The sequence below is a fragment of the Micromonospora sp. HNM0581 genome, assembly GCF_012726175.1.
GTDB lineage: Bacteria > Actinomycetota > Actinomycetes > Mycobacteriales > Micromonosporaceae > Micromonospora.
Genome location: NZ_JAASAD010000005.1, coordinates 218,007 through 241,979, shown reverse-complemented (window position 1 = coordinate 241,979; position 23,973 = coordinate 218,007). Strand labels below are relative to the sequence as shown.

Annotated in this window: 24 protein-coding genes and 4 pseudogenes; 17 read left to right on the top strand and 11 right to left on the bottom strand. The window is 69.6% G+C overall.

Annotated elements, in window-relative coordinates:
* Position 1 precedes the first annotated feature (1 nt).
* The gene (locus HCA58_RS09755) at positions 2 to 1,405 is read right to left on the bottom strand and encodes a cytochrome ubiquinol oxidase subunit I (RefSeq protein ID WP_169597436.1); all 1,404 of its coding nucleotides are present in this window, start codon (positions 1,403 to 1,405) and stop codon (positions 2 to 4) included.
* A 137-nt stretch (positions 1,406 to 1,542) separates the two neighbouring features.
* Between HCA58_RS09755 and HCA58_RS09750 the strand changes: the two are divergent.
* The 4 genes and pseudogenes from HCA58_RS09750 to HCA58_RS09735 all read left to right on the top strand — a co-directional run.
* Positions 1,543 to 1,873: pseudogene (locus HCA58_RS09750) on the top strand (lysophospholipid acyltransferase family protein); the annotation flags it as partial.
* 9 nt (positions 1,874 to 1,882) lie between these two features.
* On the top strand, positions 1,883 to 2,647 hold the full coding sequence (locus tag HCA58_RS09745) for a glycerophosphodiester phosphodiesterase (RefSeq protein ID WP_169597485.1): 765 nt from the start codon (positions 1,883 to 1,885) through the stop codon (positions 2,645 to 2,647).
* Between the two features lie 21 nt (positions 2,648 to 2,668).
* Positions 2,669 to 4,063, top strand: coding sequence for an MFS transporter (locus HCA58_RS09740; protein ID WP_169597435.1), 1,395 nt, complete (start codon positions 2,669 to 2,671; stop codon positions 4,061 to 4,063).
* A 205-nt stretch (positions 4,064 to 4,268) separates the two neighbouring features.
* Positions 4,269 to 4,862 (top strand): thymidine kinase, encoded by a 594-nt coding sequence (locus tag HCA58_RS09735; protein WP_240955910.1) that lies wholly within the window; start codon positions 4,269 to 4,271, stop codon positions 4,860 to 4,862.
* Between the two features lie 45 nt (positions 4,863 to 4,907).
* Here the strand turns inward: HCA58_RS09735 and HCA58_RS09730 are convergent, their stop codons facing one another.
* Together HCA58_RS09730 and HCA58_RS09725 are read right to left on the bottom strand one after the other, a co-directional pair.
* Positions 4,908 to 5,366: a hypothetical protein gene (locus HCA58_RS09730; RefSeq protein ID WP_169597433.1), complete on the bottom strand. Its 459-nt coding sequence runs from the start codon at positions 5,364 to 5,366 to the stop codon at positions 4,908 to 4,910.
* Between the two features lie 104 nt (positions 5,367 to 5,470).
* Positions 5,471 to 5,896: an Hsp20/alpha crystallin family protein gene (locus tag HCA58_RS09725; RefSeq protein WP_169597432.1), complete on the bottom strand. Its 426-nt coding sequence runs from the start codon at positions 5,894 to 5,896 to the stop codon at positions 5,471 to 5,473.
* Between the two features lie 210 nt (positions 5,897 to 6,106).
* Between HCA58_RS09725 and HCA58_RS09720 the strand changes: the two genes are divergently transcribed.
* Positions 6,107 to 6,889, top strand: a complete 783-nt coding sequence (locus HCA58_RS09720; protein ID WP_169597431.1) for an FkbM family methyltransferase — start codon at positions 6,107 to 6,109, stop codon at positions 6,887 to 6,889.
* A 7-nt stretch (positions 6,890 to 6,896) separates the two neighbouring features.
* Here the strand turns inward: HCA58_RS09720 and HCA58_RS09715 are convergent, their stop codons facing one another.
* The gene (locus HCA58_RS09715; RefSeq protein ID WP_169597430.1) at positions 6,897 to 7,895 is read right to left on the bottom strand and encodes a tyrosine-type recombinase/integrase; all 999 of its coding nucleotides are present in this window, start codon (positions 7,893 to 7,895) and stop codon (positions 6,897 to 6,899) included.
* A gap of 114 nt (positions 7,896 to 8,009) precedes the next feature.
* Between HCA58_RS09715 and HCA58_RS23475 the strand changes: the two genes are divergently transcribed.
* The gene (locus tag HCA58_RS23475) at positions 8,010 to 8,234 is read left to right on the top strand and encodes a hypothetical protein (RefSeq protein WP_240955802.1); all 225 of its coding nucleotides are present in this window, start codon (positions 8,010 to 8,012) and stop codon (positions 8,232 to 8,234) included.
* 318 nt (positions 8,235 to 8,552) lie between these two features.
* Here HCA58_RS23475 and HCA58_RS09705 read toward each other — a convergent pair whose 3' ends face one another.
* On the bottom strand, positions 8,553 to 9,254 hold the full coding sequence (locus tag HCA58_RS09705; protein WP_169597429.1) for an SDR family NAD(P)-dependent oxidoreductase: 702 nt from the start codon (positions 9,252 to 9,254) through the stop codon (positions 8,553 to 8,555).
* A gap of 137 nt (positions 9,255 to 9,391) precedes the next feature.
* Here HCA58_RS09705 and HCA58_RS09700 point away from each other — a divergent pair, with 137 nt between their 5' ends.
* Entirely contained in the window at positions 9,392 to 10,249 is an 858-nt protein-coding gene (locus tag HCA58_RS09700; protein ID WP_169597428.1) for a helix-turn-helix domain-containing protein, read from the top strand.
* Positions 10,250 to 10,672: 423 nt separating this feature from the next.
* Here HCA58_RS09700 and HCA58_RS09695 read toward each other — a convergent pair whose 3' ends face one another.
* The gene (locus HCA58_RS09695) at positions 10,673 to 11,239 is read right to left on the bottom strand and encodes a DUF6817 domain-containing protein (RefSeq protein WP_169597427.1); all 567 of its coding nucleotides are present in this window, start codon (positions 11,237 to 11,239) and stop codon (positions 10,673 to 10,675) included.
* 153 nt (positions 11,240 to 11,392) lie between these two features.
* On the opposite strand from HCA58_RS09695, the pseudogene HCA58_RS09690 reads away from it, so the two are divergent.
* A pseudogene (locus HCA58_RS09690) lies at positions 11,393 to 11,539 on the top strand (SAM-dependent methyltransferase); the annotation flags it as partial.
* Positions 11,540 to 11,621: 82 nt separating this feature from the next.
* Positions 11,622 to 12,080 (top strand): pantetheine-phosphate adenylyltransferase, encoded by a 459-nt coding sequence (gene coaD / locus HCA58_RS09685; protein ID WP_346775934.1) that lies wholly within the window; start codon positions 11,622 to 11,624, stop codon positions 12,078 to 12,080.
* Here coaD and HCA58_RS24030 read toward each other — a convergent pair.
* A complete protein-coding gene (locus HCA58_RS24030) occupies positions 11,969 to 12,286 on the bottom strand; it encodes a S24 family peptidase (protein WP_346775933.1) in 318 nt (105 codons plus the stop codon). The genes coaD and HCA58_RS24030 overlap by 112 nt on opposite strands.
* Before the next feature lie 401 nt (positions 12,287 to 12,687).
* Here HCA58_RS24030 and HCA58_RS09680 point away from each other — a divergent pair.
* Together HCA58_RS09680 and HCA58_RS09675 are read left to right on the top strand one after the other, a co-directional pair.
* Positions 12,688 to 13,146: pseudogene (locus HCA58_RS09680) on the top strand (DUF4158 domain-containing protein); the annotation flags it as partial.
* Between the two features lie 89 nt (positions 13,147 to 13,235).
* Positions 13,236 to 13,376, top strand: a complete 141-nt coding sequence (locus tag HCA58_RS09675; RefSeq protein ID WP_169597426.1) for a hypothetical protein — start codon at positions 13,236 to 13,238, stop codon at positions 13,374 to 13,376.
* 177 nt (positions 13,377 to 13,553) lie between these two features.
* On the opposite strand, the gene HCA58_RS09670 is transcribed toward HCA58_RS09675, so the two are convergent.
* The gene (locus HCA58_RS09670) at positions 13,554 to 14,168 is read right to left on the bottom strand and encodes a TetR family transcriptional regulator (protein ID WP_205808138.1); all 615 of its coding nucleotides are present in this window, start codon (positions 14,166 to 14,168) and stop codon (positions 13,554 to 13,556) included.
* An 85-nt stretch (positions 14,169 to 14,253) separates the two neighbouring features.
* Here HCA58_RS09670 and HCA58_RS09665 point away from each other — a divergent pair, with 85 nt between their 5' ends.
* The 6 genes and pseudogenes from HCA58_RS09665 (at position 14,254) to HCA58_RS09635 (ending at position 20,419) form a co-directional block, all read left to right on the top strand.
* Positions 14,254 to 15,195: an aldo/keto reductase gene (locus HCA58_RS09665; protein WP_169597424.1), complete on the top strand. Its 942-nt coding sequence runs from the start codon at positions 14,254 to 14,256 to the stop codon at positions 15,193 to 15,195.
* 544 nt (positions 15,196 to 15,739) lie between these two features.
* Positions 15,740 to 16,279: pseudogene (locus HCA58_RS09660) on the top strand (class I SAM-dependent methyltransferase); the annotation flags it as partial.
* Positions 16,280 to 16,456: 177 nt separating this feature from the next.
* The gene (locus HCA58_RS09655; RefSeq protein ID WP_169597423.1) at positions 16,457 to 17,170 is read left to right on the top strand and encodes a hypothetical protein; all 714 of its coding nucleotides are present in this window, start codon (positions 16,457 to 16,459) and stop codon (positions 17,168 to 17,170) included.
* A 65-nt stretch (positions 17,171 to 17,235) separates the two neighbouring features.
* Positions 17,236 to 17,886 (top strand): LysE family translocator, encoded by a 651-nt coding sequence (locus tag HCA58_RS09650; protein WP_169597422.1) that lies wholly within the window; start codon positions 17,236 to 17,238, stop codon positions 17,884 to 17,886.
* A 723-nt stretch (positions 17,887 to 18,609) separates the two neighbouring features.
* Positions 18,610 to 19,767, top strand: coding sequence for a hypothetical protein (locus tag HCA58_RS09640; protein ID WP_169597421.1), 1,158 nt, complete (start codon positions 18,610 to 18,612; stop codon positions 19,765 to 19,767).
* 310 nt (positions 19,768 to 20,077) lie between these two features.
* Positions 20,078 to 20,419 (top strand): RNA polymerase-binding protein RbpA, encoded by a 342-nt coding sequence (locus HCA58_RS09635; protein WP_169597420.1) that lies wholly within the window; start codon positions 20,078 to 20,080, stop codon positions 20,417 to 20,419.
* Positions 20,420 to 20,473: 54 nt separating this feature from the next.
* Here the strand turns inward: HCA58_RS09635 and HCA58_RS09630 are convergent, their stop codons facing one another.
* From HCA58_RS09630 to lnt, 3 genes are all read right to left on the bottom strand, one after another.
* Entirely contained in the window at positions 20,474 to 20,986 is a 513-nt protein-coding gene (locus tag HCA58_RS09630; protein ID WP_169597419.1) for an FxsA family protein, read from the bottom strand.
* A gap of 102 nt (positions 20,987 to 21,088) precedes the next feature.
* Positions 21,089 to 21,886: a polyprenol monophosphomannose synthase gene (locus tag HCA58_RS09625; RefSeq protein WP_169597418.1), complete on the bottom strand. Its 798-nt coding sequence runs from the start codon at positions 21,884 to 21,886 to the stop codon at positions 21,089 to 21,091.
* A gap of 10 nt (positions 21,887 to 21,896) precedes the next feature.
* Complete coding sequence (gene lnt, locus HCA58_RS09620) at positions 21,897 to 23,507, bottom strand: apolipoprotein N-acyltransferase (RefSeq protein ID WP_346775939.1); 1,611 nt, start codon at positions 23,505 to 23,507, stop codon at positions 21,897 to 21,899.
* Positions 23,508 to 23,973 lie beyond the last annotated feature (466 nt).

Here is a 23,973-nt window from a genome sequence, read left to right as displayed (position 1 = left end):
CTCAGTAGGCGAAGGTGAGCGGACGTTCGGTGTCGTCGGGTTCGGGGGTGGGGGTGATGTCGGGGACGCCGGCCTTGGCGTAGCGGATCAGTAGTTTCACCTCGATGATGGCGAGGGTGGCGTAGATGAGGGTGAAGGCGGTGAAGGAGGTGAGGACTTCGGTGAGGCTGACGCTGCGGGATACGCCGTCGCGGGTGAGCATCTCGCCGAAGACGATCCAGGGTTGGCGGCCCATCTCGGTGAAGATCCAGCCGAAGGAGTTGGCCAGTAGCGGCAGGATCGGCATGGCGAGGCCGGCGCGCAGCAGCCAGGTGCTGGTGGGGGTGCGTCCTTTGCGGTGGGTCCAGAGGACCAGTAGGGCGATGGCGGCGGCGGCGAGCCCGAAGCCGATCATCATCCGGAAGCTCCAGTAGGTGACCGGGATGATCGGGGTGTAGCTGCCGGCGCCGTACTGGGCGCTGTAGCGGGCCTGGAGGTCGTTGATGCCCTGCACGGTGCCGTTGGGGTCGCCGGTGCCGAGGTAGGACAGCAGGTACGGGATCTTGAGGGCGAACAGTTCGCGGCTGCCGTCGAGGCTGCCGATGGTCAGTACGGAGAACGACGCGGGGCTTTCGGTGGTGTAGAGCCCTTCGGCGGCGGCCATCTTCATCGGTTGTACCTGCGTCATGATTTTGCCTTGGATGTCGCCGGTGACGACGACGAGGGCGGCGCTGGCCAGGGTGACCCAGGCGCCGAAGCGGGCGGCGAAGCGGTAGGCGGGGGTGTCGGCGCTGTCGCGGTTGCGGATGAGGTGCCACAGGGCGACGGCCACCAGCAGCGATCCGGCGACCAGGAAGGCGCCGGCGATGGTGTGCGGGAAGGTGATCAGGGCGACCTTGTTGGTCAGCACGGCGAGGAAGTCGGTCAGTTCGGCTCGGCCGGTGTCCGGGTTGTAGCGGTAGCCGACGGGGTTCTGCATGAACGAGTTCGCGGCGAGGATGAAGTAGGCGGACAGGTTGGTGCCGATGGCGGCGGTCCAGATGCTGGCCAGGTGCAGGCGGGCGGGTAGTCGGTCCCATCCGAAGATCCACAGGCCGATGAAGGTGGATTCGAGGAAGAACGCGACGAGGGCTTCGATGGCCAGGGGTGCGCCGAAGATGTCGCCGACGAAGCGGGAGTAGTCGCTCCAGTTCATGCCGAACTGGAATTCCTGGACGATGCCGGTGACGACACCCATGGCGAAGTTGATCAGGAAGAGTTTGCCGTAGAACTTGGTGAGTTTGAGGTACTTTTCGTCGCCGGTGCGGTGCCAGAGTGTCTGGAGGATGGCGACCAGGACGGACAGGCCGATGGTCAGCGGTACGAAGAGAAAGTGGTAGACGGTGGTGACACCGAACTGCCAGCGGGCGACGTCCAACGCGTCCACCTGCGACCCCCCAGCGACTCATACTACAAGACGTAGTAAATACTACATTGCGTCGTACGCGGATCCGCAGGGGCGGACGACCCGAACCGGCCCGGGACCAATGACCCTGCTCACCTGTGCCACCCGGCCCGCGCGGCGGACCGCTGATCCTGGCCGCCAACCACGTCAGCCCGTTCGACCCGATCGTGCTCGCCGCGGCCTGCCGGGTGGCACCGAGGATCATGGCCACGGGTGGGCTGTTCCGGGCCCCGCTGATCGGCGCCGCGATGCGCCGCGCCGGGCACATCCGCGTCGACCGGGGCACCAAGGGTGTGCACCGGGCCCTGGATGCCGCCGCTGCGGTGGTCGCCACCGGTGCGCCGATCCTCGTCTATCCGGAGGCATCCGGCACCCCGCAGGTATGAGACGTGGACGATCCGAGGTACCTGGCCCGCCACCGGGAAGTCACCGGGGACAGGCATACTTCGCCGCGTGCCCATGACCGTGCACCCCTACCTCGACGCGCCCGCACCGCTGGCCTTCGCCCACCGAGGCGGCGCCGCCGACGGTGACGAGAACACCGCCGCCGCTTTCGCCCGGGCAGTCGAGCTGGGGTACCGGTACGTCGAGACCGACGTGCACGGCACCGCCGACGGGGTGGCCGTGGTGTTCCACGACGACACCCTGGAACGGGTCACCGGTCAGCGTGGCCGGGTCGACGCGATGCGCTGGGCGGACCTGGCCACGGTGCGTGTCGGTGGTGGTGCCGCGGTGCCCCGCCTCGACGAGGTGCTCGACGCGTGGCCGCAGGTGCGGTTCAACATCGACGTCAAGAGCGAGCAGGCGGTGGCACCCACGGTGGCCACTGTCGACCGGGCCGGTGCCGCCGACCGGGTGCTGCTGGCCTCGTTCAGTGACGCCCGGCTGACCCGGCTGCGTGCGTTGACCAGGGGACGCATCGCCACCGGCCTGGGGGTCCGCGGAGTGGCCCGACTGCGGTGGGCCTCGTGGGCGGGACGGCCGCTGCGGCTGCCACCGTCGGTGGTGGCCGCGCAGGTGCCGGTGCGCTACGGCCGGGTGCCGGTGGTCGACCGGCGGTTCGTGCGTACGGCCCACCGGCTGGGGTTGCAGGTGCACGTCTGGACGATCGACGAACCCACCGAGATGCACGAGTTACTTGATCTCGGGGTGGATGGCATCATGACCGACCACGTCGGCGTGCTGCGCGACGTCTACCGCAGCCGCGGCCACTGGGCCGCCTGAACACCCGGGCGGAGGACCCCTATGGCCGAGACGGTCACCGCGGCGACGCAGGACGCGCCGCCACCGAGTAGCACCCGACGCGAGCGCACCGGCTGGTACGTCTACGACTGGGCGAACTCGGCTTTCCAGACCACCGTCATCACGGTGTTCCTCGGTCCGTTCCTGACGAGTGTGACCAAGGTGGCCGCCGGCTGTGAACTCGGCGCGGACGAGTGCGCCGGGTACGTCTACCCGTTGGGTGTCAAGGTCGCCCCCGGCTCCTACTACCCGTTCCTGGTCTCGTTGTCGGTGCTGTTGACGGTCCTCGTGTTGCCGGTCGTCGGTGCGATCGCCGACCGGTCGCTGCACAAGAAGCGGCTGCTGGCCGCCACGGCGTTCACCGGCGCGGCCGCGACCGTCGGCATGCTTTTCGTCACCGGCGACCGGTATCTGCTCGGTGGTGCGCTGTTCGTGGTCGCCAATATCAGCTTCGGGGCGGCGATCGTGGTGTACAACTCGTTCCTGCCGCAGTTGGCTGGGCCGGACGAGCGTGACGCGATCTCCAGCCGGGGCTGGGCGGTGGGCTACCTGGGTGGTGGTCTGCTGCTGGCGTTGAACCTCGTCGCGGTGCAGTCGTTCGACAACGGCACCGCCGAACGCACCCTGGATCTGGCCCGCTGGTCCATCGTCTCGGCCGGGCTGTGGTGGGCGGTGTTCACGCTGGTGCCGCTGCGGTGGCTGCGGGAGCGTCCCACCGACGCCGCGCTGGCCGCCGCCGGCCGCGGCAACGTGCTCACCGACGGGTTCCGTCAACTCGGTCACACGTTGCGGGAGATCAAGGCGTACCCGCTGACGCTGTTCTTCCTGCTGGCGTTCCTGGTCTACAACGACGGCATCCAGACCGTCATCACCCTGGCCAGCCAGTACGGCACCGAGGAACTACGGCTGGGGCAGAGCACCCTGATCGTGACGATCCTGCTGGTGCAGTTCCTCGCCTTCGGGGGTGCGTTGGGGCTGGGTGCCCTGGCCGGGCGGATCGGGGCCTGGAAGACGGTCCTGCTCAGCCTGGTGCTCTGGACCGCGGTGATCGTCGCGGCGTTCCGGCTGCCAGCCGAGGCACCGCTGCCGTTCATGCTGCTCGGCGCGGCCATCGGCCTGGTTCTCGGTGGCAGCCAGGCATTGAGTCGGTCACTGTTCAGTCAGCTGATTCCCGCCGGCAGGGAGGGTGAGTACTACGGCTTCTACGAGATCAGCGACAAGGGCACCAGCTGGCTCGGTCCGCTGGTGTTCGGTCTGGTGTTCCACCTCACCAACTCCTACCGGGTCGGTCTGGTCTCCCTGCTGATCTTCTTCGTGGTCGGGTTCCTGCTGTTGCTGGCCGTGCCGATCCGGCGGGCCATCGTCGCCGCCGGGAACACGCCGCCGCGGGTGCTGTGATCCGGGTCGGCGGTGCGATGATCGACACCCCGGCCGGGTCAACCGCGCGGGCCGGGGGCACATCGCACTAGGCTGCCGGTCCGTGACGACCGACGACGCCGTACCCAGCTGCCTGGCCCGTCCGACACTTGCCGGGCAGAGCGACGATCCGGCCGGATGTGTCGCCGCCCGTGGCGTCGACGGGAGGCCGGCGCACGCTGCCGCGCTGCGGTTCTACTGGGGGCCGATGGACTGCGGCAAGTCCACGATGGCTTTGCAGATGAACTACAACCATGCCCGGCAGGGACGCCGTGGCCTGGTCACCACCCGCATCGACCGTTCCCTCGGCCCGCAGGTGACCACCCGCATCGGGCTGGCCCACGAGGCCATCGAGGTGACCGACGCGCTGGACCTGCGTACCCTGGTCCGCGACGCCTGGAACGACGGGGTCCGGGTGGACTACCTGATCTGTGACGAGGCGAGCTTCTACGCTGTCGAGCACGTCGAGCAGATGGCCGACCTGGTCGACATTTTCGATGTCGACGTGTATGCCTTCGGGCTGGCCACCGACTTCCGGTCCGGCCTGTTCCCGGCGGCGCAGCGGCTGTTCGAGTTGGCCGACTCGGTGGCCAGGATTCAGGTCGAGGTGCTCTGCTGGTGCGGCCGGGAGGGCCTGCTCAACGCCCGCGTCGCCGACGGGCGGGTGGCCCGTGAAGGCGCGCAGGTCGTCATCGGCGACACCGTCGACACCGCGGACGTGCGGTACCAGGTGCTGTGCCGGCGGCACCACCGTGCCGGTGACCTGGGGCCCGCCAACTGATCACCGGTACCGTCGGGGTGGCCCGCGCGTGGGCCCTGGTCGAGGTCAGTACGGGTCACCGCAGACCCGCCAGCCGCCGTCCTCGCGTACCACGGTCAGATCCCGCTGTTCGGTGCTGCCGCTGTCGCGGGTCAGCACGACGGTGACGGTGCCGAGGGGTCTGCCGCCGTGGGTGGCCACGGACACGTCCATGATCTCGTAGTCGCGGACCACGGGTGGGGTGCGCACCCAGCTGGTGAAGCCGATCTCGCTCCAGCGGGTGCGGGCCTCGTCGCAGAGCCGCTCGTACGCGCTGCCGGTGTCGCCCGTGGTGACCTCGCGCAGGAACCCTTCGGTGGTCTGGCGGACCGGGCCGGCGGCCTGGGTGACAAGTTGCACATTCCAGGCGCCCAGTCCGGCGATGCCGACGCAGCACAGGGCGACCCCTGCTGCGGCGACGACGAGGCCGGTCCGCATCGGATGGCGTCGCCGGGCCGGTCTGCTCCACGGCTGCGCAGCGTCCACACCATCCGACCGTAGAGAATCTGAAGTCGCGGCGGGCGGAAAGGGTTGTGGCCGGCCGGGACGGTGTCGCGTCCGGCCGGCCACGTCGGCAGTGGGGTCGTCGATCAGGCTTTGATCTCCTTGCGGCCGTTCCCGGTCGCGCTGATGGTGACCCGGCGGGGCTTGGCCCGTTCGGCCACCGGGATCCGCAGCGTCAGCACACCGTTGTCGTAGCCGGCTTCGAGCTTGTCGGTGTCGAGGGTGTCGCCGAGGAAGAGTTGACGGCTGAAGACACCCATCGGCCGTTCGGCGGCGACCAGTTCGACGTTGTCGCCGGCGGGGCGACCACGTTCGGCGCGGACGGTCAGCACGTTGCGCTGCACGGTGCAGTCGATGCTGTCCGGGTCGACTCCGGGCAGGTCGAAAGCGGCGTAGAAGTGGTCGCCGTCGCGGTAGGCGTCCATGTGCATGACGGCCGGACGGCTGGTGCTGCCGAAGAACTGCTCGGCGAGCCGGTCGATTTCACGGAACGGGTCGGTGCGCATCAGCATCGTGTGCCTCCTCGGTTCTCCTGGCCGAAGGTCCTCAGTTGAGTCCAATCGACTCAACTTCTGGTTTCTTATATAGCGCGCCCGTCGACAGCCGTCAAGTCCACCGACCTGGGCGGTGACCGCACCCGCGCTCCCCCGTACGTCACCGCAGGTGACCACCGGTTCCGCCGACCGCCACGGCACGCACCGCACGCAGGTTAAGGTGCTGCGATGGGTACCCACTCCGCGGCGGTCGAGGCACTCAGGACCGACCCCCGCGCCGCCGCGCTACACCGGTCGCTCGACGTCTACTACGGCGATCCCGCCCGGGACACGGCGATGGACGCCTTCTACGCCCGCTTCGTGCACCCCGGTGACCTGGTCTTCGACATTGGTTCCCATGTCGGGGACCACATCGGCACCTTCCGCCGGCTCGGTGCCCGGGTGGTCGCCGTCGAACCGCAACCGCTGTGCCTGCGGGCGTTGCGGGCCATCTACGCCCACGACGACCAGGTCACCGTGGTCGAGGCGGCCTGCGGGGCCCAACCCGGCAGGATCAGTTTCCTGGTCAACACGGCGAACCCCACCGTCTCCACCGCCTCCACCGACTTCGTGACGGCCGCCGCCGGAGCGGGCGGCTGGGAGGGCCAGATCTGGGACGGTCAGATCGAGGTGCCGGTCACCACCATCGACACGCTGATCGCCGAGCACGGCACACCGTCCTTCGTCAAGATCGACGTGGAGGGTTTCGAGGACGCCGTACTCGCCGGTCTCAGCCATCCCCCGCCCGCCCTGTCGTTCGAGTTCACCACCATCGGACGGGCGGTCGCCCTACGCTGCCTGGAGCGGCTCGCCACACTCGGCTTCGACGGCTTCGACGTGGCCCTCGGCGACCACAAGGCGCTGACTCTCGGGCGGTGGGTCGACGCCGACGAGATGGCCGCGCACCTGCTCGCGCTGCCACACGAGGCCAACTCCGGCGACGTGTACTGCGTCCGCACGACCCGCGGTTGACCGCCGGTCAGCTCCGCCTACGGGCCCGGGCCGCCCAGATGGCGTACGCGGGATCGCGGTCCAGGTTGTGCCGGTCCCGGTCGTAACGGCGGGTGGTACGCGGATCGGCGTGCCCCATCGCGTCCTGCACGTCCTCCAGCGGCACCCCCTCGGAGCGCGCGGTGGTGGCGAAGGCGTGCCGCAGCGAGTGCGGCGACAACCGGGCCCATCCGGGGATCCCGGCGCTGCGGGCGAGTCGTCGGACCATCCGGAACACCGCATGCCGGTCGAGGCGGGCACCGCTGGCGGTGACCAGCAACGGGCCGGTCAACTCCGACACCGCCACCTGTTGCGCGGCAGCCCGCTCGGCCAGGTACGCGTCGATGGCGTACGCCGTGCCGGGGGTCAGCGCCCGGCGGCGTGACCGCCCGCCCTTGCCGACGAATCGCACACTGCGGTGGCCCCGCTCGGCGCCCAGGTCGTCCAGGTTCAGCGACACCAACTCCCCCACCCGCAGTCCGAGATCGGCCAGCAGCGCGACGGCGGCCCGGTCCCGGGCGGCCGTCGACCCCGTAGCGGCCTCGGCCGCCGCGAGCAGCGCGTCCACCTCGTCGGGCGCCAGACCGACGGTGGCCGAATGGTCCCGGTCGACCCGTGGCCGGTCGGCCGCAGCCACCGGGTTGAGTTCCACCGCCCGCAGTTTGACCAGGAAGTCGTACCAGCTCGACAGCCCGGACAGTTTCCGGGCCACCGTCGCCGGGGTCAGCGGTCGGCCGGTGCGGTCGGAGACGCTGCTCTCCAACGCCCGCCCGTACTCGTTGACGTGCAGGAAGTTCGCGCGTAGCGGGTCCAGTTGCCGGTCGGCGCACCAGGCCAGCCAGCCGGCGACGTCGCGGCGGTAGGCGTCGCGGGTGTGCTCGCTCAACCGCCGGTTACGTAACCATGCGTCGGTGACGGCCATCGGTCCGTCCGGCAGGGCCGGGTACGCCGCCGGGTGATACTGCACCAAGGTGTCGTGCGGATGCATGCGAAAAATGCTCTCAGCCCTGCCGCGGGTTGACGATCAGGCGCGCCGACACCTCATGATCGGCCACCCGGCACGGGGAGGGGACCACGTCACACCCGACCCCTACACTGCCTGGTGCTGTCCCAGGTCAACGGGTTGTCCCGACACTTCACCGAGGACACCCTCCGGGCGTACCTGCTCGGCCGTGCGGTGCGGGCCGACTCCGGCCGGTCTGCCGGGCCTGCGCCGCCTGGCGTGCACGCCAGGCGGTTGCAGGCCCGGGCCGGCTACGGTCGAGCCCCCCTTGACGCACCGGCGCCGTGGGTGTCGGTGCGTCAACGGTGCTGGTCCACGGCCTGACGGATCGGGCGTCGAGGTGATGACCGCGGCGGACACTGCCGCTGACGAGCGAGCCCTTGCGGCGAAGTACGGCGACGACACGATCGTCGTCAGCCAAGGCGAGCAACCAGTCCCACTCGGCGGACAGAGATGGCGCCCATCACCGGAAACGACGACCGGCCCGACCCCGTAAGGCGGTCGGCCCGGTGCTCATCGTGGTGTCCGTTCCGGTGGCCGCTCAGCTGAGCCCACGCGCAGGGTTGCCCCCGTGACCGTGAGCCCGTCGCTCTTCTCTGCCCGCACGGTGTTTCTGACCTGCCCGTACCGGGCACCGGACGGCTACCAGGCGACCGGGCCGGCCTTGTCGAAGAAGCCGCCGGTCGGTCCGTCGGCGCCGATGGAGGCCATGCGGACGATGATCTCCGCGCCTTCTTCGACGGTTTGACTACCTTGATGGCCGTTGAGGTCGGTGGCGGTGTAGCCGGGATCGACGGCGTTGAACCGAATGGCGGGGTACGCCTTGGCGTACTGCGAGGTGACCATGACCAGCGCGGTCTTGGAGGAGTTGTAGTCCAGCACTGTCACCCGGAACTCCACCCGGCTGGGATCGGTGGTCGCCGCTACAGAGCCCAGACCGCTGCCGACGTTGACGACGACCGGGGCGTCGCCTGCTTCCAACAGTGGCAGGAAGGCGTGCGTGACCCGCACGACGCCGAAGACGTTCGTGTCGTACGTGGTCATCATGTCGGCCCCGGTGACCTCGCCGACCCGGCCGAGCTTGCGCGCGCCTGCGATCCCGGCGTTGTTCACCAGCACGTCGAGTCGGCCGGCGTCTGCGCGGACGATTTCGGCGGCGGCCTTGACGGAATCCTCATCGGTGACGTCGAGCTGGACGAAGCGGGCGCCGAGCCGGGTGGCCGCCTCTCGGCCGCGGTGGGCATCGCGCGCCCCGACGTAGACGGCGTGCCCGGCCTCAACCAGGCGGCGGGCCGTCTCGAAGCCGAGGCCCTTGTTCGCTCCGGTGATCAGTGCGGTGGTCATGGTTGTTCACTCCGGTGCTCGGTGGGGCTATGACGCCTTCACCCTCCTCGTACCGCGGACGGACAGACAGTGCCCGCCGTTGCCTGTGGACTGCCAGTGCCAGGCTGTCCGGGCACGGTGAGCGGCATACTGAGGCCGTGAGCGGATCCAGGGAACTGGGCAGGACGCTGCGTAGCTGGCGCGACCGTACGGCCCCCGCCGCGGTGGGAATCCCCACGGGCGGACTCCGCCGGGCCGCCGGGCTGCGACGCGAGGAACTGGCGCAGCTCGCCAGCCTCTCGGTGGACTACATCATCCGCCTGGAACAGGGCCGGGCCACCTCGCCGTCTGCGCAGGTGCTGTCCGCGCTGACCCGTGCCCTGCGGCTGTCGGCGGCCGAGCGCGAACACCTGTATCTCCTCGCGGGCCAATCGGCACCGGGCCCCGGACAGGTCTCGGCACACATCCCACCAGGGGTCCGAAGGTTGCTCGATCAGCTGGACGGCGCACCGCTGAGCGTCTATGATGCGGCCTGGAACCTGATCCTGTGGAACCCCTTGTGGGCCGCCCTGTTCGGGGACGCGTCCGCGCTGCGCGGACGCGAGCGCAACATCACCTGGCGGCACTTCGCCGGTCTGCCGAGCAGAATCAGCCACACCGCCGAGCAGGAGGCCCGGTTCGAGGCGGCGCTGGTCGCCGATCTCAGAGCGGCGACCGCCCGCTACCCCACCGATGTCAGCCTGCGCTCCCTCATCAAGGACCTGCGGGGCGTCAGCACCGACTTCGCCAACCTGTGGGAGAGGGGGACCGTGGGCGTCCACGAGTCGCACACCAAGACCGTGCACCACCCCGAAGTTGGAACATTCATCCTCGACTGCGACCTGTTCACAGCTCCCAGCTGCGACCTGCGCATCGTCGCCTATACCGCCGCTCCCGGTAGCGACGCCGCCGATCGGCTCAAGCTCCTCAGCGTCCTCGGCACCCAGGCGCTGACCGAAGACAGCATCCCGGGATAGCAGTGGGGGCGCACCTGACCCCACGGCCCGCAGCCCGGCGCACCAACCACCGACAAGGGCTCGGAGCAGCGGGTGAGCCGCCGGGCGATCGTCGTTCTTCACCGCCAAGATGCGTCGGGTCCTCGACCTCTACGACCAACCACCGGCCGGCGGCCGGGTCATCTGGGCTCTTCGAGTTCGGCCGCTGAACCTGCAGCCCCGGCCGGGCAAAACCTGGAAACCGCAGGGCAAACCGGTCCGACTCCGGGCGACTTACCACCGTGACCGCGGTGTCCGGCACATGATCGCCAGCCTCGACGTGGTCACCGGAAGAATCCACTACCAAATCCGGGACCGGAAACGATCACCAAACCGACGGCACCAAGTCTCCAGGCGTAGGGCTGCGGAATGCTGGCCTCGGTGAACCGGGGCCGGTACGGACCGTCAATTCTGGGCCCTCGCAGAAGTGCTTTGGTTGCCTTCGCCGAGAAGTCGCTGCACCTCACTGCTGACCTGCGGGGATGCGATCGGAGCCCAGGCGGCGAACAGGGAGCGAAAGTACGCGCCGTGCTTGTCCACGGTAGAAGGATCTTGCTCGATGACGTCCAGCTCGTTGACGATGCTGAGATCCACGAAGGGTCGCATCTGGCCGGGGCTCAGGTGCCACGTCTGATCGGTGAAGCGGTCGACGACCTCACCGGTTGTCGCCAGCTCTCGCCAGGTCCGCCTGCGGTCGCAGGCCCCGTACAGATAGACCAATGCCTCAGCGTCGTCGCCGATGAGGTTTCGCAGGGTGGCTCGATCGTTCCAGTCGAGCAGCGTCACATCGAAGCCGTCCGTGCTGTAGACGGCATGCGCGAGACCGGCCAGTGGCGTGTCAACGCCACACTCCAGCTCAGCGAGACGGTCATGCACCCGGCACAGGTGGGCATAAAGAGTGCCGCCGGGGTGCTGAATTGTCCCAGCTCCGCGCTGCCGTAGCCAGCGCCGCACGTCAGAGTCCGCACCCATGGACCGACCTTACGTAAACCGCACCTGGCCGGCAGCCGTCAGCCTGGGCGGTTCGTCACACCTCTGCACCCTTGCTTCCTCGGGCGCCCAGGCAGTTGGGTCAAAGGCATGGCTCGGATCACGTACGACACCGCGGACGCCGCGGCGTTCGAGGCGTCGGCACTGCGCCGCGAGGCACACACCCCTCTGCAACTGATGCGCGACGACGCGCACGCCGCAGCTCTGGCCCGACTGCGCAAGGCAGCGCACCGTGAGACCGGACCCGTGGTCGACGCCCTGGACCTTTTCGTCCTCACCTGAGCAGCAACAAGACCTTGAGAAGATCACAGACAATCGTGGCAATGTGGTTGGGGTCGCGGTGACTGCTACATCGGATCGTGGAGTGGCGCCCGTACGCGTCTCGTTGGCGGTTTATCCAGGCACGTTCGATCCGTTCACCCCGGGACACCGCGACCTGGTGGCCCGCGCTCGGGTGTTGTTCGATCGGATCATCGTGTTGCTGGCGGTGAACGCCGACAAGCAACCAACCGCCGGGGCCACGGCCAGGGCCGTGCAGGTGCGCGACGTGATGCCGGCAGCCTGGAACAACGTCGAAGTGGACACCTGGGCCGGCCTGACCACTGCCTACTGCCTACGCCGCAGCGCCACGGTCATCGTCCGCGGCGTACGCACGGCCGCGGACCTTGGCTACGAGTACCAGCTCGCCGCGATGAACGAGCAACTCGGCATTCAGACCATCTGGTTGCCGACCCGTCCGCACCTGGCCGCCATTTCATCCACGGCCGCACGCGCACACCGATCGGCACAGTCGGCCCGCCGGTCGCATGACGCTGAGAATTGAGGCTCAGCTACCGTGACCGATCCGTCCACCACGACGACGTCCCCGTCTGCGATGCCAGCTTCGACCATTGAGTCTCCGCGGACATGCAGCGCGAACAGCTTCCGTGGCCGACGAGCTTCCTGGGCAGGGTCAGGATCACGGCCAAGATCTGTCGTTGACGAGGACTCAAGCCCCGGCAGGCCCGGAGGCGGCCCCAAGGTTGTCATCCTCGGACGACACCCCCGCGTTCGATCAGATGCGCCAATCGGCCCGCGTCGCCAGTACGGCCTATCAGGACGTCACCCCCGAGTCCGGTTCACTCAAGCAGCCGTCACCCCCAGCTTCACTGGGTGGGGTCGCAGATAGTCGGGCCCGCAACTCCAGCTTCAGCGGATGTCCTAGATCAACTGAGACGGGGCACGAGCGGCCAACACCCGAACACACAATAACAGTCATTATGATGTGCGAACGATATGTCCGCTTCATCCGAGATATTTATCGGATTATCGTTGGCGGTAATCCGATAAATATCTCTGTCTGGGGCGAGGAACAGGATCGCGGAAACTGGTAGGCCCTTGAGGACCAACGCTCGGGAATGCCCCGTTAGGCAAGATCGGCTCTGGTGGAGATGGCGCGGTTGCGGTCGTTCCCGGAGATCGGCCGGGTGGAGTTGATCCGGCATTTCATGCTCACGGACGCGGGCGAGGCGTTCCTGCGCAAGTTCCGGACGGGCCGCAACGTGCTCGGCGCGGCGGTCCAGCTGTGCGCGTTGCCGTGGCTGGGCTACGTCCCGGATGACGTGAGCTCGGTGCCGGCCGCCGCGGTGGGCCGGCTGTCGCAGCGCTTGGGCGTGCCGATGGGTGAGCTGCGTGACTACGGCGCCCGCAGCCCGACCCGTACCGAGCATCTGCTCTCCGAGCGGCGTCGCGCCGAGCTGGACCTGCTGCTGGTGTCGGACGCCTATCTGGGGCGTACCCCGCTGGCGTGGCTGGGGGTGGGGCCGACGTCGTCGAGCCCGGCAGCGGTTAAGGCGGAGCCGGAGAAGCTGGCGTACCTGCGCCGGCTCGACGCGCACACCCTCGATCTGTAACGCCATCGTGTGCTGGTCGACCGAATACCACGGACTGGGCGTCGCCGCGCTACGCCGGACCGGCCGCGAGGTCGACGACGAGGTATTTGGCCCACATCTGGCCGACTCACCACGAGAACGTGCACTTCTACGGCACCCACTCAGTCGACATCGACGGCGAACTCGCCCAGCTCGACGCCGACGGGTACCGCCCGCTGCGCTGCGGCGCTCTGCCCTCCTTGGACTGATCGGCGATGGCGGCCGGTGATGTCAAAACACCAGCGGTGGCGTCGCGTTTTCCGATGGTCCGGTGGCGGTGGCCACCCAGACCAGCAGCGAGGGTGCGTCGCTGACGAACTGGGCGGAGCGGTTCGTCGAGGCCGTCTGGCAGCGGCTATGACCCGACGAGACGCAGCCACCGATTTCTAGGCGCCCGGTCCTGCGGTGTTGGGTGATAGCTCGGCGAAGGTGAGCGCCAGTAGGTGGCCGGCCGATCGGGTCTCCGATTCCTCGGCCCAGGTGGCCAGCGCGATGTCCCAGCAGGCCAGGCTCGCCTGGATGATCGTCCGTGCGCGAAGCGTTGTGTTCTGCCCGGGCAGACGGGCGGCGATCAGCGGGGTGAGCATCGCCTCCCACTGCAGGTGCTTTTCCATGTTGCGGGCCCTCAGCGAGGGTGTGCTGCCAAGAACCCGCAACCTCCGCTTCATTCGTGCGTCCAGTTCCCCGAACTGCCCCAGCAGGGCTTCGTAGGCAGTCTGCAGGCACTGCCACACCGGTTCATCGTCCGGGCGGGTGGCGACCACCTCTCGGACGAGTTCGCCCCAGGGGGTCGAGTCGCCCAGGACGGCGTCCTCCTTGGCGGGGAAGTAGCGGTGGAAGCTGCGTGCGGAGATGCCGACGGTCTGCGCTATGTCCTCGACGGTGACCGCGTCGAAGCCGCGTTCCGCGGACAGGTCGACGGCCACATCGCTGATGCTGTTGCGCACCGCGTCACGGGTGATGTCCCGCAACCCTTTTGGCTGCCGCGTCTTCTCGACCATGGCATGCATCATAGCGCGCCATAGTTGACAGGATCTGACAGATTAGGCGTACAGTGTCATCTACGACGCCACGAAGGAGCCACTCATGGAGCAGCGTTCACTGGGCCGGCAGGGCCTCACCACCTCGGCCATCGGCTACGGCTCGATGGGCACCAAGATGGCCTACGGCCACAGCGATGACACCGCCTCCATCGCTGCCATCCGGCACGCCGTCGAGCTCGGAGTCACCCACTTCGACACCGCCGAGCTCTACGGCTGGGGCGAGGGCGAGAAACTCCTGGGCGCCGCCCTGGCACCGTTCCGCGACAAGGTCACCATCGGCACGAAGTTCGGCTGGACCAAGGAGTTCGGGTTCAACTCCCGACCCGACCACATCCGCGAGGTCATCGATGCCAGCCTGGTCAACCTCGGGGTGGAAACCATCGACGTGCTGTACCAGCACGTCGACGACCCGGCGGTGCCGATCGAAGACGTCGTCGAGGTCATGGCTGAGTACGTGGCCGCGGGCAAGGCTAAGTACCTGGGCCTGTCCAACACCAGCGCCGAGAACATCCGCCGCGCCCACGCCGTGCACCCCATCTCGGTGATGCAAGCCGAGTACTCCATCTTCTCCCGGGAGTCCGAGGCGCTGTTCCCGGTGCTGGACGAGCTGGGCATCGGCCTGGTGGCCTACTCACCGCTGGCCCGCGGGTTCCTCAGCGGAGCCGTCAAGCCCGGCGACGGCTACGGGGACGGCGACATGCGCGGGGCGGCCCCGTGGTGGGCGCCGGAGAACTTCGACGCGAACATCGCGATCACCGAGCAGCTGACGGAACTGGCGACCAGCAAGGGAGCCACCCTGTCCCAGCTGTCACTGGCCTGGCTGCTCGCTCGCCGCGAGGACGTCGTCCCCATCCCCGGCTCGCGCAGCACCGAGCGCGTCGCCCAGAACACCGCGGCGGCCGACCTCAAGCTGACCGAGGCGGACATGGCGCGCATCCAGGAGATCGCACCCGACGGCGGTATCGGTGGCCGGGTCACCTTCTGAGCGAGACGAGTTGCGTCCCCACGCCACAGGCGTGGGGACGCAACTCGGGGTGGCCTGCCCTCCCGGGCGCGAGGCAGTGTCACGGGCGATGCTCAAGCGGTGAGGCGATAGCCGGGCGCCATCACCAGCCGGCGCTGCGGCTGCCCAGAAACCTCAGGTTGAGGAGTTGACCAGGTGAGGGCCTAGGTCAACTGCTTACCGTCGTCTTGTACCCGAAGGCCACGAGCCTGCCGTGGTCCCATGCCGCCACAGACACGGACAAGCCTCCTCCTGGTTCTCAAAAACGGTCCATTCTGAGAAGAGATCCGGCATCCGGCCCGGTGCCGCCGATCCGGGCCGGATCCGTTCTCAAAACCCGTTCTCACGCAAGAGTGTCGCGGCGTGGTTCTGAGAAATGTTTACGCGAGCATTCCGGGCATGGTTGGTGCACTGTTTCACCTTCACGTTGTCCGCCCACGAGCAGAGCCCAAGGCCGGGGGCAGCAGTGAGAGGAAGGCGACGTTGCGCGCGGACGAATCCGGGGCAGATGCATACGCATGGTTGGGAACTGGTGGCGACCGGCGGTGCGGGGCCGGTCGCGGACGTCGGTTGCGGACCAGGCCACGTGACCGCCCACCTCCGGAACCTCGGCGTGGCGGTGTTCGGCATCGAGCTGTCCCCCGCGATGATCGACATTGCTCGGCGGAACCATCCCGACCTGTGATTCGAGGTGGGCACGATGACCGATCTGCAACTCGCCGACGGCTCGGTCGGTGGGCTGCTCTCCTTCTGGTCTCTGATCCACGTCCCGGACGACACGATCCCCACGGTGTTGGACCACTTCCGGCGGGTCCTGCGGCCCGGGGCACCCCTACTGCTCGGCTTCCACGTCGGAGACGGCTCCCACCTGAAGACACAGGGCTACGGGGGCCACCCGATGCGGTTGTACGTCCACCATCGACAACCCGACCAGGTGGCCGCGTGGCTGCGGGAGGCCGGGTTCACCGTCCTACTGCTCGATAGCGATCAGAGCCGTCCTGGGGCAGTCCTCATCGCCCACCACGCCGAGGTGGCACCACCGGTCGTCTCCGACCCGCCCGGCTGAGGACCCTGAGCCTGCGGGAGGTGCCCATCGTTGCCGAGCCCGTGAGAGTCGCGCCGCAGCCGCCCGGGTCGAGCCTGCACTACGACACCGCACCCGGGAGCCCTTAGGGGCTACCGGGCGGCACGTTCCGGGTTTTCACCGGTCGTACCCGCCTCCGACCGATGGAAGCATCAGCGCATGGCTACTTCGCGGGGGGTAAAGCGGTGGCGTCAACTCACCGTCTGGTTACACGTGATCACCTCGGTCGGCTGGATGGCGCAGGCGCTGACCATCTGCGTGCTTCTGACCACTAGCCTCACCACTGACGACCGAGGCGTCGCGATTGGCAGCACGGAGGCGGCCGAGCTGCTCGACATGCGGCTGCTGGCACCGATGGCGAACGCCTCGGCGTTCACCGGCTTCATGCTGGCCGCCGCCACGCCCTGGGGGTTCTTCCGGCACTGGTGGGTGCTGACCAAGTTCGCGGTCACCCTGGTACAGCTGTACCTGGGCATCTTCGTCCTCTCCGACGCACTGCAGGCCTCGACGGCGGCTGCGGTGGCGGGTACAACCGGTCCGACCCTGGCCCTGGCTTTCGGTTCCGCCTGTATGGCCGGTGCCATCGCCTTCCAGGCTTGGCTGTCGGTGGCGAAGCCCTGGTCAACCACACGGTTGGCGGTTGGGCGGGGCCGCGCCCGGGCGCCCCGAACTGCACCAGTCTGGGTGTTCGTCACCACGGTCTGCGGCGGCATCTTCGACATCGCCGTCGCCTTGCTGCTCGGGCACCCCGCTCCGCTGCTCTCTCTGAGCATCCTTGGTACCTGGCTGGTGCTGCGTCGCCGAGCCGAGCGGCGGGGACATGACCGCGACGGTCGACGAGAGTCCCGTTCCGAACCAGCCCTAGGGGCGTGAGCCAGAAGCGAGCGAGCGGCTGGATGCCCTAGGCTCGGACGCACGGTGGGACGGGGGTCACGGGCATGGTCAGTACGGCGGGAATCGTCGGCATCGCGTTGGTCGCTCTCGGCATGGTGCTGACACCGGGGCCGAACATGGTCTACCTGGTGTCGCGGTCGGTGACCCAGGGCCGACGGGCCGGGCTGATCTCGCTGCTCGGGGTCGCTGTCGGCTTCGCGGTGTACCTGGCGGCGGCGGTCGCCGGCATCGCCACCGTGTTCATGCTGGTGCCGGCGCTCTACACGGCGGTCAAGCTGGCCGGCGCGGCGTACCTGCTGTGGCTCGCGTGGCTGGCGTTGCGCCCGGGCGGGCAGTCGCCGTTCAACCCGGCGCCGCTGCCACCGGATCCAGCCCGCCGACTGTTCACCATGGGTCTGGTCACCAACCTGCTCAACCCGAAAATCGCCATCCTGTACGTGTCGCTGTTGCCGCAGTTCATCGACCCGGCGCGCGGCAACGTCGCCGGGCAGAGCCTACTGCTGGGGCTGACCCAGATCGCCGTGGCGCTGACGGTGAACGCGTTGATCGTGCTCACCGCCGGTGGCATCGCCGGTTTCCTCAGCCGGCGGCCGCTGTGGCTGCGCGTACAGCGGATGCTGATGGGCACAGTGCTGGCGGCGATGGCGGTGCGGATCGCCGCCGACCGTTCCCGCGCAGCCGTCGTCGCCGGCTGAACGCGGCCGTTCGTCAGCCGCCGGTGGGAGGTGTCGTCGGGACGGGTGGACAGGTACCAGGCGGTGCCGACACCGCACCGATGCCGGGTGACGGCCGTCCAGACTTCGACATGGACAGATCAACTCGAGTTGGAACAACGCCGGCCGTCGGTGACCACCAGGTGACTCGGCACCAGCCCGGGGAAGATCAGGAACGTGAGCAGGAAGTAGAAGAGCAGGCCACGACGGGCCACCGACCCGGTCGCGGATCAAGGTCACCGCTCGTCGCGACCCTTTCGATAAGAAACCACGAGCCATCCGAGGAACCCGATCAGCAGAAGAGTCACGACAACGACACTGACCTGCCATGGCTTCATAGCCCGGAAACGTATCGAACCTCGCGAGCGTTACGGGGGCATGCCTGTCACCTACAACGCCGACGCCGCGCACACCCTGCCGGCGGGGGTGCCCATCGAGTCGCTGGGGCAGGGGCGGCCCGGTCTGTTGCCGGCGCCGCGGCCAGGGCTGCCGCGCGGGCCGGGTCACCGTCGAGGAGCTGGTCTGGCGACCCGGCGCGGTACGGGTCCGGCTGGTCTCGGCGGTGTCACGTCGTCTGCGGGTCCGCAGCCCGTACGGCGCGACGATCCGGCAGGTGCCGGCCGGGAAACCGATCGAGGTGTCGTTTCCCGGGTAGGGTCGTGACCTCACCGGCGTCGCGCGCCGGCGCACTAGACTGCCCGCTCGATGGACGTTGAGTCGACTGCCGCCACCGACACCCGCCCCTGCGCCCACTGCGGGCGTGACGTGCCGCAGCGGGCCGGCGCGGGCCGCCCGTTCCGGTACTGCCGGGACAACGACGGTGCCTGCCAGCGGGCCTCCCGCAACAGCCGTATGCGGCACCGCAACGCGCCGGGCCTGCCCGGGCAGGTGGCCCGCACCTGGGAGGCGGTGGACCGGCTCGACCAGATCGTCACCACCTTGACCGAGGCGTTGCATGCCGAGCTGTCCCCGGCCGGGGTGCAGCGGCAACTGTCGCAGCTACGCGCGGAGACCGCCGGGGAGATCGCCGCGGCGCAGACCGAACGCGACGAGGCGTTGCGGGCCGCCGAGGACGCCGCGGCCCAGGCCGAACGGCAGCGTCGGCTGGCTGATGCGGCGTCGGTCGAACGCGACGCCGCACGCGACGAGGCCGCCCGTGCGACCGAGCTGGCCGAATCGGCCGCGACCCGGGCGCAGGATGCGCAGCGGGCCGGTGACGACGCCCGGCGGGAGGCCGCCGCCGCGCAGGCGTTGCGGGCCCGGGCCGAGGCGGACCGGGACGCCGAACACGCCCAGCTGACCTCGGTGCGGGCGGACTTGGCCGCCGAACGCCGTCGCGGCGCTGACTTGACCGCTGAACGCGACGCCGCCCGTACCGAGGCGACAGCGGCCGCCGACCGGGCTGCGGTGGCCCTCGCCGAGGCTGACCGGCTGCGCGCCGAGACGGACCAGGCGCGGGCTGCGGCTGAGCGGGCGCACGCGCTGGCCGAGCAGGCCAGAGCGGAGAGGGAGCAGGCCCGGTCGCAGGCCGAGCAGGCCCGGTCGCAGGTGGCGCAGTACCGGTCGCAGGCCGAACGGGCCGAACAGGTGCGGGCGCAGGCCGAGGCCGACCGCGAGCACGCCCGGGCGCAGGCCCGGCAGTCCGGTGAGCAGCGCGACGCTCTGACCACACGTGTCGACCGGCTGGGCGAGGAACTGACCGGCCTGCGGGCGACGCTCGCCGCCGCCGAAAGTCAGGTGAGTGAGTTGACCGTACGCCTCCGCGCCACCGAGGCCGACCGCGACGACGCCCGCGAACGGGTGGCGCAACTCGCCGCCAAGGTCGCCGACCTGGCCACCGCCCTCACCCGCACCACCCCCTGACCACCACGCCAGCGGCGTCTCGCAGTGGTGGCACCCGAGCAATCCGCCTCCGGCGGACCACGGCACCGACGGGTGCCGGCCCGCCGTGGCGCCGCAGGACCACCACGGCCGGTTACCATGCCCGTTGGCGGTGACCGCCCGCTGAGACGACCGGGCCGCGACGACCCCCGCCGGGCAGACGTCATGGCCGGCTACCCTGGACTGCGCACCTGGGTGTACGGGGTCGCCGAGGCGCGCTCCCGGGAATGACCCGGCGCAGACGGACCGTTACACCGATAGGACCTGCACCACCGAAGAGGGGAAGTCGATCATGGGCGAGCGTATGCTGCGCGGAAGCCGGCTGGGCGCGGTCAGCTACGAATCCGACCGCAACACGGAGCTCGCGCCGCGGCAGACCCGCGAGTACCTGTGCGCCAAGGGTCACCAGTTCGAGGTGCCGTTCGCCGTCGACGCCGAGGTGCCGACCACCTGGGAATGCAAGTTCGACGGAGCGGTGGCCCGCCTCGTCGACGGCAGCGAACCGGAGCAGAAGAAAGCCAAGCCGCCGCGCACCCACTGGGACATGCTGCTGGAGCGACGGTCCATCGCCGAACTGGAGGACATCCTCGCCGAACGGCTCCAGGAGGTCCGTACCCGTCGCGGTCGCGCCTGACCCGTCACGTCCACGGCGCCCCGGGAAGCCTCCCGGGGCGCCGTTTCGCGTGCGTCAGCGCGGCTCCACGATCTCACCCTCGATGGCCTCACCGTCGGCCGTCGCACGGGACACCGGCTGCTGCGGGGCCGGCGGCGGCCCGCCCCGGTACACCCGCACCCGACGGGGACCGAAAAGGTCACCGGCGGCCATGGACGACACCCGCCGCTCCGCGGCCCGCTGCACCCCACCCCGGGTCACCCGCCGCACCGGCGGCACCAACAGCAACACCCCGACCAGGCCGCTGACCAGCCCCGGCGTCGCCAGCAGCAACGCACCGAACAACCCCACCAACCCGTCGGTCACCTGCCGGCCCGGCGGCCGACCCGACTGCGCGGCCTCCCGGAAACCCCGCCACGCCCGCATACCCTCCCGGCGCAGCAACACCAGACCCAGCAGCGAGGCCGCGAACACCAGCAGCGCCGCCACACCGAACCCGAGCGCCCGACCCACCACCACGAACACGACGATCTCCGCGGCCACCGACACCAGCAGAGCCAACGGTACGAACCTCAATGCCCGGCGCATCTCACCCCAACCGCCTCACGGCGCCTCATCGTCTCGGCCCGCCCCGCAGCGCGGCCGTGCGTCCAGCATGACACGCCGCCGCTCAAGAGGGGTCCGTGCCGCTCAGGGCCACCGCGCCTGCCCGGCCGTGGCCGCACGCAACCCACGCCGCACCGCCGTACGCCGATCACGTACCGCCCAGCCGGTGATCCGCCACAACGCCTCGACGACGATCAGCGGGCTCATCTTGCTGGCCCCACGCTCCCGTTCGGCGAACGTGATCGGCACCTCCACGATCCGCGCACCCGCGCGATGCGCCAGCCGCGACAACTCCACCTGAAACGAATACCCCTGCGAACACACCGAATCCAGATCCACGGCGTCGAGCACCCCGGCCCGGTAGACCCGGTAACCGCCGGTGGCGTCGACGACCGGCATCCCCAACGCCAACCGCGCATACAGGTTGCCGCACCGCGACAACAGCAACCGCCGCAGCGGCCAGTTCACCACCCGGGCACCCCGGGTCCACCGCGACCCGATCACCACGTCGGCGTCCCGGGCCGCCACCAGCAACGCCGGCAAATCCTCCGGGGCGTGGGAGCCGTCGGCGTCCATCTCCACCACCGCGTCGAAGCCACGCCGCCGCGCCCACGCGAACCCCGCCAGGTACGCCGCGCCGAGCCCCTGCTTACCCTCCCGGTGCAGCACGTGCACCCGCCGATCCGCACCGGCGATACCCTCAACGATCATCCCCGTGCCATCGGGACTGTTGTCGTCGGCGACGAGGATCTCCACCCGCGGCGCGGCCTGACGAACCCGCCGCACGATCGCCGCCACGTTCTCAGCCTCGTTGTAGGTGGGAATCACCACCAGCACCCGACCCACGCCAGGCACCCCCGACATCACCGTCTCCTCCACCACCGTCGCCCCCTCACTCCAGGTCGGCGGCCACCCGGTCGGTCAGCTGGACGGCCGGCGACGCAGCACCACGCCGACGAGCCCGGCCACGTAACACCGCCGCCCCGACCAGCGCGGCGACCGCCAACCCGGCCAGCACCACCTCCGGCAGCACCCCGACCCGGGTGGCCAGTGTGCGTCCCTCGGTCAGCGGCAGCTGCCGCACCACGACCGCGCGGGTGTTGAACCCGGTGGCGTCGCTTACCCGCCCGTCCGGGGCAACGAACCCGGACACCCCGACCGTGGAGGCCATCAACGCGGCCCGGCCGTGCTCGACCGCCCGCAACCGCACCATGGCCAACTGCTGACGCGCCTCGGCCTCGTCGAAAGTGGCGTTGTTGGTCTGCACCACCAGCAGCTGCGCCCCACCGACAACGGTGTCACGGACCAGCCCGTCGTAGGCGACCTCGAAGCAGATCACATCCCCCAGCACCGCCGGCCCACCATCGACCACCCCCGCCTCGGTGCCGGCCACGAAGTCGGCCCGCACCCGGTCGACCTGGTCGCTGACCATCCGGGCGATCCGGCGCAGCGGCACATACTCGGCGAACGGCACCGGATGACGCTTGACGTACAGCTGCTCCAGGTCCGGGCCGCTACCCGGACGCCACAACAGCCCCGCGTTGCGTACCTGCCCCCGCTCCGGACCGGACAACACGGCACCGACCAGGATCGGCACCCCGATCGCATCCGCGGCGGCGGAAATCCGCTCCCCAGCCGACACATCACGCAGCGGGTCGATGTCGCTGGAATTCTCCGGCCACACCACCAGATCCGGTCGGGGGCGCGCCCCGGCGGCCACCTCACCGGCCAACGCCACGGTGGCCTCGACGTGGTTGTCGAGCACAGCCTGCCGCTGGGCGTTGAAATCCAACCCCAGCCGCGGCACATTGCCCTGCACGATCGCCACCGTCACCCTCGCCGTGTCACGGGCCGTGGCCACCGGCACCAGCAACCCACCGGCGAGCAGCACCACCACCGCCGCCGCACACCCCGCCGCGGGCATCCACCACCGGCCACCGCCACCGCGTCGGCACGCAACCATCCACCAGGCCCCCGCGGCCAGCAGCCCACCAGCCACCGCCACCGCGAACGTCACCAACGGTGCACCACCCACCGCGGCCAGCCGCAACAGCGGCGAATCGTCCTGCCCGAACGCCAACCGCCCCCACGGGAACCCACCGAACGGCGTCCGGTCACGCAACGCCTCCTGCCCCACCCACAGCACCCCGGTCAGCGCCGGCCACACCACCGGGAACCGGTCGGCCAGCGGCGACACCCACGCCGTGGCCATCCCCAACACCGCCAGGTAGCCGGCCTGCAACAACGACAGCAACACCCACGGCAGATAACCGGTGTGCAGGTTCGTCCAGGCCAGCAACGGCGCGAACAGCGTCAGACCAGTCAGGAAACCCACACCGGCACCAGCCCGCAGCCGCCGCCGGTGGGACGCGGCGGCCAACAACGCCACCCCGACCGGCGCCAACGGCCACCACCCGTACGGCGGAAAAGCCAGCAGCAACGCCACACCAGCGGCCACCGCCATGGCCACGGCCACCGGCAGGCGCACCGGCCCCGACGGCACCAGAGCAGACGGCGGCGCACTGGACCCTGCGGCACGGTCCACGGTCGTCACGGGCGGGTCGGACGCGATCACCCGCCGAAGGCTACCCGCCCACCCAACGGCCACCACACACGCGTACCCACACGAAGTCGGGGCGCGGCGTACGCCGCGCCCCGATGCTCCCAGGCCCCTCCCGGCCGGTGCGGCGGAATGCGACACGCCGACCTTCGGACCGACCCGACGATGACTGGCTGCCCTCGCCTGACCGTTGTCTACTGGCCGTGCACCCCATCCTGCCCGTACACCGGTAACCGCGGCCGGTTCGCGCCGCCCCGCCGACCCCCGCCCGCTGGACCTGGCCGCCGCGACTGCACATGCACCGTGTCGCTCGGCCAGCGGACGAAGGGACGAAGCGAACAACAGCCGCTTCCCGTGGTAGGACTCAAAGACGGTACGTGGCCCACCCCCGACCTTGTCAACCCGCCCC

Excerpts from the sequence above, each read along its gene's own strand:
- HCA58_RS09720 (WP_169597431.1), top strand. The coding sequence starts at position 6,107 with ATGGGTACCCACTCCGCGGCGGTCGAGGCACTCAGGACCGACCCCCGC.
- HCA58_RS09695 (WP_169597427.1), bottom strand. The coding sequence starts at position 11,239 with ATGGGTGCGGACTCTGACGTGCGGCGCTGGCTACGGCAGCGCGGAGCT.
- HCA58_RS09630 (WP_169597419.1), bottom strand. The coding sequence starts at position 20,986 with ATGCGCCGGGCATTGAGGTTCGTACCGTTGGCTCTGCTGGTGTCGGTG.
- HCA58_RS09635 (WP_169597420.1), top strand. The coding sequence starts at position 20,078 with ATGGGCGAGCGTATGCTGCGCGGAAGCCGGCTGGGCGCGGTCAGCTAC.
- HCA58_RS09665 (WP_169597424.1), top strand. The coding sequence starts at position 14,254 with ATGGAGCAGCGTTCACTGGGCCGGCAGGGCCTCACCACCTCGGCCATC.
- HCA58_RS24030 (WP_346775933.1), bottom strand. The coding sequence starts at position 12,286 with ATGACAACCTTGGGGCCGCCTCCGGGCCTGCCGGGGCTTGAGTCCTCG.
- HCA58_RS09640 (WP_169597421.1), top strand. The coding sequence starts at position 18,610 with ATGGACGTTGAGTCGACTGCCGCCACCGACACCCGCCCCTGCGCCCAC.
- HCA58_RS09740 (WP_169597435.1), top strand. The coding sequence starts at position 2,669 with ATGGCCGAGACGGTCACCGCGGCGACGCAGGACGCGCCGCCACCGAGT.
- HCA58_RS09705 (WP_169597429.1), bottom strand. The coding sequence starts at position 9,254 with ATGACCACCGCACTGATCACCGGAGCGAACAAGGGCCTCGGCTTCGAG.
- HCA58_RS09715 (WP_169597430.1), bottom strand. The coding sequence starts at position 7,895 with ATGCATCCGCACGACACCTTGGTGCAGTATCACCCGGCGGCGTACCCG.
- HCA58_RS09655 (WP_169597423.1), top strand. The coding sequence starts at position 16,457 with ATGGCTACTTCGCGGGGGGTAAAGCGGTGGCGTCAACTCACCGTCTGG.
- HCA58_RS09650 (WP_169597422.1), top strand. The coding sequence starts at position 17,236 with ATGGTCAGTACGGCGGGAATCGTCGGCATCGCGTTGGTCGCTCTCGGC.
- HCA58_RS09745 (WP_169597485.1), top strand. The coding sequence starts at position 1,883 with ATGACCGTGCACCCCTACCTCGACGCGCCCGCACCGCTGGCCTTCGCC.
- HCA58_RS09670 (WP_205808138.1), bottom strand. The coding sequence starts at position 14,168 with ATGGTCGAGAAGACGCGGCAGCCAAAAGGGTTGCGGGACATCACCCGT.
- HCA58_RS09725 (WP_169597432.1), bottom strand. The coding sequence starts at position 5,896 with ATGCTGATGCGCACCGACCCGTTCCGTGAAATCGACCGGCTCGCCGAG.